Origin of the sequence: Pseudacidovorax sp. NFM-22 (genome assembly GCF_021401245.1) — a bacterium.
Lineage (GTDB): Bacteria > Pseudomonadota > Gammaproteobacteria > Burkholderiales > Burkholderiaceae_C > Xenophilus.
The window spans coordinates 77699-86002 of sequence record NZ_JACBFY010000013.1 but is presented as its reverse complement, the minus strand read 5'-3'; the positions used below and the strand labels follow the sequence as shown (position 1 = coordinate 86002).

At 64.4% G+C, this 8304-nt stretch carries 8 protein-coding genes and 1 tRNA gene; all 9 read left to right on the top strand.

What is annotated here, in order from left to right; translation table 11 throughout:
- A partial coding sequence (locus L0984_RS29300) for an elongation factor Tu (RefSeq protein WP_234197590.1) occupies window positions 1-173 on the top strand: 173 nt, incomplete at its 5' end.
- 59 nt (window positions 174-232) lie between these two features.
- A tRNA-Trp gene (locus L0984_RS29295) sits at window positions 233-308 on the top strand.
- A gap of 159 nt (window positions 309-467) precedes the next feature.
- Entirely contained in the window at window positions 468-851 is a 384-nt protein-coding gene (gene secE, locus L0984_RS29290; RefSeq protein WP_017762040.1) for a preprotein translocase subunit SecE, read from the top strand.
- Window positions 851-1435, top strand: coding sequence for a transcription termination/antitermination protein NusG (nusG, locus tag L0984_RS29285; RefSeq protein WP_234197934.1), 585 nt, complete (start codon window positions 851-853; stop codon window positions 1433-1435). Before secE ends, nusG begins: the two co-directional genes overlap by 1 nt.
- A 146-nt stretch (window positions 1436-1581) precedes the next feature.
- Window positions 1582-2013 carry a 50S ribosomal protein L11 gene (rplK, locus tag L0984_RS29280; RefSeq protein WP_017762042.1) on the top strand — a complete coding sequence of 144 codons (432 nt, stop codon included), beginning with the start codon at window positions 1582-1584 and terminating at the stop codon, window positions 2011-2013.
- Window position 2014: 1 nt separating this feature from the next.
- On the top strand, window positions 2015-2713 hold the full coding sequence (gene rplA, locus L0984_RS29275; RefSeq protein WP_017762043.1) for a 50S ribosomal protein L1: 699 nt from the start codon (window positions 2015-2017) through the stop codon (window positions 2711-2713).
- Between the two features lie 258 nt (window positions 2714-2971).
- Window positions 2972-3499 carry a 50S ribosomal protein L10 gene (rplJ, locus tag L0984_RS29270; RefSeq protein ID WP_043118149.1) on the top strand — a complete coding sequence of 176 codons (528 nt, stop codon included), beginning with the start codon at window positions 2972-2974 and terminating at the stop codon, window positions 3497-3499.
- A 47-nt stretch (window positions 3500-3546) separates the two neighbouring features.
- Window positions 3547-3921, top strand: a complete 375-nt coding sequence (rplL, locus tag L0984_RS29265; protein ID WP_017762045.1) for a 50S ribosomal protein L7/L12 — start codon at window positions 3547-3549, stop codon at window positions 3919-3921.
- A gap of 252 nt (window positions 3922-4173) precedes the next feature.
- On the top strand, window positions 4174-8298 hold the full coding sequence (gene rpoB, locus L0984_RS29260) for a DNA-directed RNA polymerase subunit beta (protein ID WP_234197933.1): 4125 nt from the start codon (window positions 4174-4176) through the stop codon (window positions 8296-8298).
- Window positions 8299-8304: the final 6 nt, after the last annotated feature.

Sequence of the window (8304 nt, the reverse complement as noted above, 5' to 3'; positions counted from 1 at the left end):
TGACCGGCGCGATCGAGCTGCCGAAGGACAAGGAAATGGTGATGCCTGGCGACAACGTGTCGATCACGGTCAAGCTGATCGCTCCGATCGCCATGGAAGAAGGCCTGCGCTTCGCCATCCGTGAAGGCGGTCGTACCGTCGGCGCCGGCGTCGTGGCCAAGATCATCGAGTAATCGGTGTTCCGGGACGCTCACCGTCGTGGTGGCGTCTCGAAGCCTGTTGATCAGGTCTTAGGGGTATAGCTCAATTGGCAGAGCGTCGGTCTCCAAAACCGAAGGTTGTAGGTTCGATTCCTACTGCCCCTGCCACCTCCTAGTGGGTGGCGATGGGTCCGGAACCTCACAAAACGGATCCAGCCGACTCCGATTCGGCGAAAACGAACAGATTCAAGCCCGCCGCGCTCCGGCGGGCTTCGGCGTCTTCCGAACAGGCGTCTATACAGGCCGCAGGGCCAGGAATTTGCCGAGATGGCCACAACTCAAATCGAAACGGTCCAGACGGGCGCCGACAAGGCCAAGCTGGCGGCAGCCGTGGTGCTGCTGCTGGGTTCGCTGGTGGCGTTCTACATGCTGGCCCGGCAGGGGGCATGGGTTCAATGGGGCGTGCTGCTGGTGGGCATGGCTGCGGCCGTGGCCGTCTTCGCCGTGTCCGAGAGCGGAAAGCGTCTTTACGGCTTTGGTCGTGACGCCTGGCGCGAAGTGCGCAAGGTCGTGTGGCCGACGCGCAAGGAAGCCATCCAGATGACCGCCTACGTCTTCGCCTTTGCGGTGATCATGGCGCTGTTCCTGTGGGTGACGGACAAGACCCTGGAGTGGTTCTTCTACGACCTGCTGCTGGGCTGGAAAAAGTAATGAACGACACCGTCGACAACGACACCACCGCCCCGGCGCAGCCGGCCAATCCGGACCTGCGTTGGTATGTCGTCCATGCCTACTCGGGCATGGAGAAGGCCGTCGAGCGCAATATCACCGAGCGCATCAACCGCGCGGGCATGCAAGGCAAGTTCGGCCGCATCCTGGTGCCCAGCGAAGAGGTGGTGGACGTCAAGAACGGCCAGAAGCGCACCATGGAGCGCCGCCTCTTCCCCGGCTATGTGCTGGTCGAGATGGTGATGGATGACGACACCTGGCACCTGGTCAAGCACACGAGCAAGGTGACGGGCTTCGTGGGCGGTGCCAAGAACCGGCCTGCGCCGATCTCGCAGCGCGAGGTGGACGAGATCGTCAACCAGATGCAGCAAGGCACCGAGAAGCCCCGCCACAAGGTGGAGTTCATGGTGGGCGAGCTGGTGCGTGTCAAGGAAGGCCCGTTCACCGACTTCAACGGCACTGTCGAGGAAGTCAACTACGAAAAGAACAAGCTGCGCGTGTCCGTGATGATCTTCGGCCGCGCAACGCCGGTGGAGCTGGGCTTCGCCGAGGTCGAGAAGACCTGAGACAGAGACAAGAACGCGGCTGGCAGCGCCAGCCGCGGCTTCGGGTGGTCCGCGCCTTTCGACTCGGCGGTCCGCCTTTTTCCTGAGTCGCAACCCCGGGGAGCTGCGGAAACATCCGTGGCGCTATTACCCGCAAGGAGTCAAGCATGGCGAAGAAAATCGTCGGCTTCATCAAGCTGCAAGTGCCGGCAGGCAAGGCCAACCCCTCGCCGCCGATCGGTCCCGCGCTGGGTCAGCGTGGCCTGAACATCATGGAGTTCTGCAAGGCGTTCAACGCCCAGACCCAGGGCGTCGAGCCCGGTCTGCCGCTGCCGGTGGTGATCACCGCCTTCGCGGACAAGAGCTTCACCTTCATCATCAAGACGCCCCCGGCGACCACGCTGATCAAGAAGGCGATCAAGCTGGACAAGGGCTCGGCCAAGCCGCATACCGACAAGGTCGGCAAGATCACCCGCGCTCAGCTCGAGGAGATCGCCAAGGCCAAGATGAAGGATCTGACCGCCGCCGATCTGGACGCCGCCGTGCGCACCATCGCCGGCTCGGCCCGCTCGATGGGCGTGAACGTGGAGGGCGTGTGAGATGGCCAAGCTGACCAAGAAGGCAAAGGCCCTGCAGGGCAAGGTCGAGACCACCAAGCTGTACCCGCTGGCCGACGCGCTGGCGCTGGTGAAGGAGCATGCCACCGCCAAGTTCGATGAGTCCATCGACGTGGCCGTGCAGCTGGGCATCGACGCCAAGAAGTCGGACCAGGTGGTGCGTGGTGCCGTCGTGATGCCCAACGGCACCGGCAAGACCAAGCGCGTGGCCGTGTTCGCCCAGGGTGCCAAGGCCGAGGAAGCCAAGGCCGCCGGTGCCGACATCGTCGGCATGGACGACCTGGCTGCCCAGGTGAAGGCGGGCGACATGCCCTTCGACGTGGTGATCGCCGCCCCCGACGCGATGCGCGTGGTCGGTACGCTGGGTCAGATCCTCGGCCCGCGCGGCCTGATGCCGAACCCCAAGGTCGGCACCGTGACCCCCGACGTCGCCACGGCCGTGAAGAACGCCAAGGCTGGCCAGGTGCAGTTCCGTGTCGACAAGGCCGGCATCATCCACGGCACCATCGGCCGCCGCTCCTTCGACAGCGACAAGCTGCAGGGCAACCTGGTGGCGCTGATCGACGCGCTGAACAAGGCCAAGCCGGCCACCAGCAAGGGCGTGTACCTGCGCAAGGTCGCCGTCTCGTCCACCATGGGTGTGGGCGTGCGCGTGGACACGCAGTCCATCGCCCAGGCCTGAGCCTGAACGTGATTTGCCGGGCTGTCTTCGGACCGCTCGGCGGATGTGGTGGGCCGGGGCCTTCTTCCCATGGGAAGGGGCTCCGGGCCATCCAAGACCGCTGGCGGCGGTCGGGGTGCGAACCCCGCCGCCTTAATCGACCGAAGGTCGGCCAGCGCAGATGGCGATCCCACTGCAAGGAATTCCGGTTCCGAAACAGTTGGTCGCTGCATGAAGGCGTCGTCCGGGCAACCGGGCGACATTGAAAAGGAGTAGACCTTGAGTCTGAATCGCAGTGAGAAAGAAGCGGTCATTGCTGAAGTGACCGGCCTCGCCGCTAAAGCTCAAACGCTCGTCCTGGCGGAATACCGTGGCATCACGGTGGCCGACATGACCCGTCTGCGCAACGCAGCCCGCGACAAGGGTGTGAGCCTGAGTGTTCTGAAGAACACGCTGGCCCGCCGTGCCGTGGCTGGCAGCGCATTCGAAGTCGTCGGCGACCAGATGACCGGTCCGCTGATCTATGGCTTCTCCGAAGACGCCGTCGCTGCCGCCAAGGTGGTGGCCGACTTCGCGAAGACCAACGACAAGTTGGTGATTCGCGGTGGCGCTTTCGGTGGCAAGGCCCTGGACGTGGAAGGCGTGAAGCAACTGGCCAACATTCCTACCAAGGAAGTGCTGCTGGCCCAGCTGTGCGGCTTGCTGATGTCGCCGATCTCCCGCACCGCCGTGGTGCTGGGTGCCCTGGCGGCCAAGCGTGGCGAAGGCGCTGCAGAAGAACCTGCAGCCGAGGCCGCCGCGGCCTGATCCATTGATCGCGCGGCAATCAACCCAATCTGTTTTAGGAAATCAACATGGCATTCGATAAAGACGCATTCCTGACCGCTCTGGACAGCATGACGGTCCTCGAGCTCAACGACCTGGTCAAGGCCATCGAAGAGAAGTTCGGCGTGAGCGCCGCTGCAATGGCCGCTCCGGCTGCTGGTGGCGCCGCTGCCGCTCCGGCCGCCGAAGAGAAGACCGAGTTCAACGTCGTGCTGACCGAAGCCGGCGCGAACAAGGTGTCGGTCATCAAGGCCGTGCGCGAAATCACCGGCCTGGGCCTGAAGGAAGCCAAGGACCTGGTGGAAGCCGCTCCCAAGGCCGTGAAGGAAGGCCTGGCCAAGGCCGACGCCGAAGCCGCCAAGAAGAAGCTGGAAGAAGCCGGCGCCAAGGTGGAACTGAAGTAATTCAGGCCCCTCTGGAGGCTGGAAGTGCCCTCGCGGGCCTTCCAGCCTTTGCCGCTTTCAGAGCGCACCCGAAAGCCGCATCGATGCGGTGGCTTTCGAGTGTCTTCTGACCCCGACTGCAGAAGGACTCTTGGTTCGGGCGATGTGCAATGCATCGCCGTCCGCCATCGGCTGGTAGTGGCCAGCCGCCAAGCAGGAACGCACGCGCGTTGCTGACCCTAGTCGCTGATGATCTCAAGCCCCGGAGCTCTCATGGCCCAAGCATCGACCTACAGTTATACCGAACGCAAGCGAATCCGCAAAAGCTTCGGCAACCGCGACAGCGTCGTCCAGATTCCCTACCTTCTGCAGATGCAGAAGGACGCCTACACCGCCTTCCTGCAAGCCGCCTCGGCGCCCCAGAAACGCAGCGACGAAGGCCTGCAAGCCGCCTTCAACGCCGCCTTCCCGATCGTCTCCCACAACGGTTTCGTGGAGATGAAGTTCCTGGAGTACAACCTGGCCAAGCCCGCCTTCGACGTGCGCGAGTGCCAGACCCGGGGTTTGACCTTCGCCTCGGCCGTGCGCGCCAAGGTGCAACTGATCATCTACGACCGCGAGTCCTCGACCTCGCAGTCCAAGGTGGTCAAGGAAGTGAAGGAACAAGAGGTCTACATGGGCGAAGTGCCCCTGATGACCGACAAGGGCTCCTTCATCATCAACGGCACCGAACGCGTGATCGTGTCGCAGCTGCACCGCTCCCCCGGTGTGTTCTTCGAGCATGACAAGGGCAAGACGCACAGCTCGGGCAAGCTGCTGTTCTCGGCCCGCGTGATCCCCTACCGCGGCTCCTGGCTGGACTTCGAGTTCGACCCGAAGGACATCCTGTACTTCCGCGTCGACCGCCGCCGCAAGATGCCGGTCACGATCCTGCTGAAGGCCATCGGCCTGAACCCGGAATCGATCCTGGCGAACTTCTTCGTCAACGACAACTTCCGCCTGATGGACAGCGGCGGCCAGATGGAGTTCGTCTCCGAGCGGCTGCGCGGCGAAGTCGCCCGCTTCGACATCACCGACAAGGCCGGCAAGGTGATCGTGGCCAAGGACAAGCGCGTCACGGCCCGCCACACCCGCGAGCTGGAGCAGTCGGGCACCACGCACATCAGCGTGCCGGAAGACTTCCTGGTCGGCCGCGTGCTGGCCCGCAACATCATCGACCCCGACACGGGCGAGGTGCTGGCCAAGGCCAACGATGAGCTGACCGAGACCGTGCTCAAGAAGCTGCGCACCGCCGGTGTGCAGGAGATCCAGTGCATCTACACGAATGAGCTGGACCAGGGTGCCTACATCAGCCAGACCCTGCGCATCGACGAGACGGCCGACGAGTTCGCCGCCCGCGTGGCCATCTACCGCATGATGCGCCCCGGCGAGCCGCCGACCGAGGACGCCGTGCAGGCCCTGTTCCAGCGCCTGTTCTACAACCCGGACACCTACGACCTGTCGCGTGTGGGCCGGATGAAGTTCAACGCCAAGATCGGCCGCGAAGAGTCCACCGGTCCGATGGTCCTGACCAACGAGGACATCCTGGCCGTGGTCAAGATCCTGGTCGACCTGCGCAACGGCCGCGGCGAAGTCGACGACATCGACCACCTGGGCAACCGTCGTGTGCGTTGCGTCGGCGAACTGGCCGAGAACCAGTACCGCACCGGCCTCGCCCGCATCGAGAAGGCCGTCAAGGAGCGTCTGGGCCAGGCCGAGCAAGAGCCGCTCATGCCCCATGACCTGATCAACAGCAAGCCGATCTCGGCGGCACTGAAGGAATTCTTCGGCGCCTCGCAGCTGTCGCAGTTCATGGACCAGACCAACCCGCTGTCCGAGATCACGCACAAGCGTCGCGTCTCGGCCCTGGGCCCGGGCGGTCTGACGCGCGAACGCGCCGGCTTCGAAGTGCGCGACGTGCACGTCACCCACTACGGCCGCGTGTGCCCGATCGAAACGCCGGAAGGCCCGAACATCGGTCTGATCAACTCGCTGGCCCTGTACGCCCGCCTGAACGAGTACGGCTTCATCGAGACGCCGTACCGCCGCGTGGTGGATGGCAAGGTCACGATGGACATCGACTACCTGTCGGCCATCGAGGAAGGCAAGTACGTCATCGCCCAGGCCAACGCCGCGCTGGACGAAGAAGGCCGCCTGACCGGCGACCTGGTGTCGGCCCGCGAGAAGGGCGAGTCGATCCTGGTCGGCGCCGACCGCATCCAGTACATGGACGTGTCGCCCGCGCAGATCGTGTCGGTGGCCGCTTCGCTCGTGCCCTTCCTGGAGCACGATGACGCGAACCGCGCACTGATGGGCGCCAACATGCAGCGCCAGGCTGTGCCCGTGCTGCGTCCCGAGAAGCCCTTCGTAGGCACGGGCATCGAGCGCGTCTCGGCCGTGGACTCGGGCACCGTGGTGACGGCCACGCGCGGCGGCATCGTCGATTACGTGGACGCGACCCGCATCGTGGTGCGCGTCAACGACGACGAAGCGCAGGCCGGCGAGGTGGGTGTGGACATCTACAACCTCATCAAGTACCAGCGTTCGAACCAGAACACCAACATCCACCAGCGTCCCATCGTCAAACGCGGCGACAAGCTGGCCAAGGGCGACGTGGTGGCCGACGGTGCCTCCACCGACCTGGGTGAGCTGGCCCTGGGCCAGAACATGCTGATCGGCTTCATGCCGTGGAACGGCTACAACTTCGAAGACTCGATCCTGATCTCCGAACGCGTGGTGGCCGACGACCGCTACACCTCGATCCACATCGAGGAACTGGTGGTCATGGCCCGCGACACCAAGCTGGGCGCCGAGGAAATCACCCGCGACATCCCGAACCTGGCCGAGCAGCAGCTCAACCGCCTGGACGAGTCCGGCATCATCTACGTGGGTGCCGAAGTCACCCCCGGCGACGTGCTGGTGGGCAAGGTCACGCCCAAGGGCGAGACCACGCTGACGCCGGAAGAGAAGCTTCTGCGTGCCATCTTCGGCGAGAAGGCCTCCGACGTGAAGGACACCTCGCTGCGCGTGGACCAGGGCTCGTCCGGCACCGTCATCGACGTGCAGGTCTTCACCCGCGAAGGCATCCAGCGCGACAAGCGCGCCCAGCAGATCATCGACGACGAACTCAAGCGCTTCCGCCTGGACCTGAACGACCAGCTGCGCATCGTCGAGGCCGACGCCTTCGACCGGATCGAGAAGCTGCTGACCGGCCGTGTCGCCAACGGCGGCCCGAACAAGCTGGCCAAGGGCACCAAGCTGGACAAGGCCTACCTGTCGTCGGTCGAGAAATTCCACTGGTTCGACATCCGTCCCGCCGAGGACGAGGTCGCCATGCAGTTGGAGTCGATCAAGAACTCGCTGGAGCAGACTCGCCACAGCTTCGACCTGGCCTTCGAAGAGAAGCGCAAGAAGCTCACGCAGGGCGACGAGCTGCCCGCGGGCGTGCTCAAGATGGTCAAGGTGTACCTGGCCGTCAAGCGCCGCCTGCAGCCTGGCGACAAGATGGCCGGCCGCCACGGCAACAAGGGTGTGGTGTCGAAGATCGTCCCGGTCGAGGACATGCCCCACATGGCCGACGGCACGCCGTGCGACATCTGCCTGAACCCGCTGGGCGTGCCTTCGCGGATGAACGTGGGTCAGGTGCTGGAAGTGCACCTGGGCTGGGCCGGCAAGGGCATCGGCCAGCGTATCGGCGACCTGCTGCAGACGCAGGCCAAGGTGGCCGAGCTGCGCCAGTTCCTGGAGCAGTTCTACAACAGCACCGGCCGCAAGGAGAACCTGGACGCACTGAGCGACACCGACATCGTGGAGATGGCGCACAACCTGCAAAACGGTGTGTCCTTCGCCACCCCGGTGTTCGACGGCGCGACCGAAGAGGACATCCGCGCGATGCTGAAGCTGGCCTTCCCTGACGACATCGCCAAGCTCAAGGGCCTGACCGACAGCCGTACCCAGGCCTACCTCTACGACGGCCGCACCGGCGATCGCTTCGACCGTCCCGTGACCGTCGGCTACATGCACTTCCTGAAGCTGCACCACTTGGTCGACGACAAGATGCACGCCCGCTCCACGGGTCCGTACTCGCTCGTCACGCAGCAGCCGCTGGGCGGCAAGGCCCAGTTCGGCGGCCAGCGCTTCGGTGAAATGGAAGTGTGGGCGCTGGAAGCCTATGGCGCCTCCTACGTGCTGCAGGAAATGCTCACGGTCAAGTCCGACGACGTCCAGGGCCGTACCAAGGTCTACGAGAACATCGTCAAGGGCGAGCACGCCATCGAGGCCGGCATGCCGGAATCGTTCAACGTGCTGGTCAAGGAAATCCGCTCGCTGGGTCTCGACATCGAGCTCGAGCGCTCGTAATTGAAA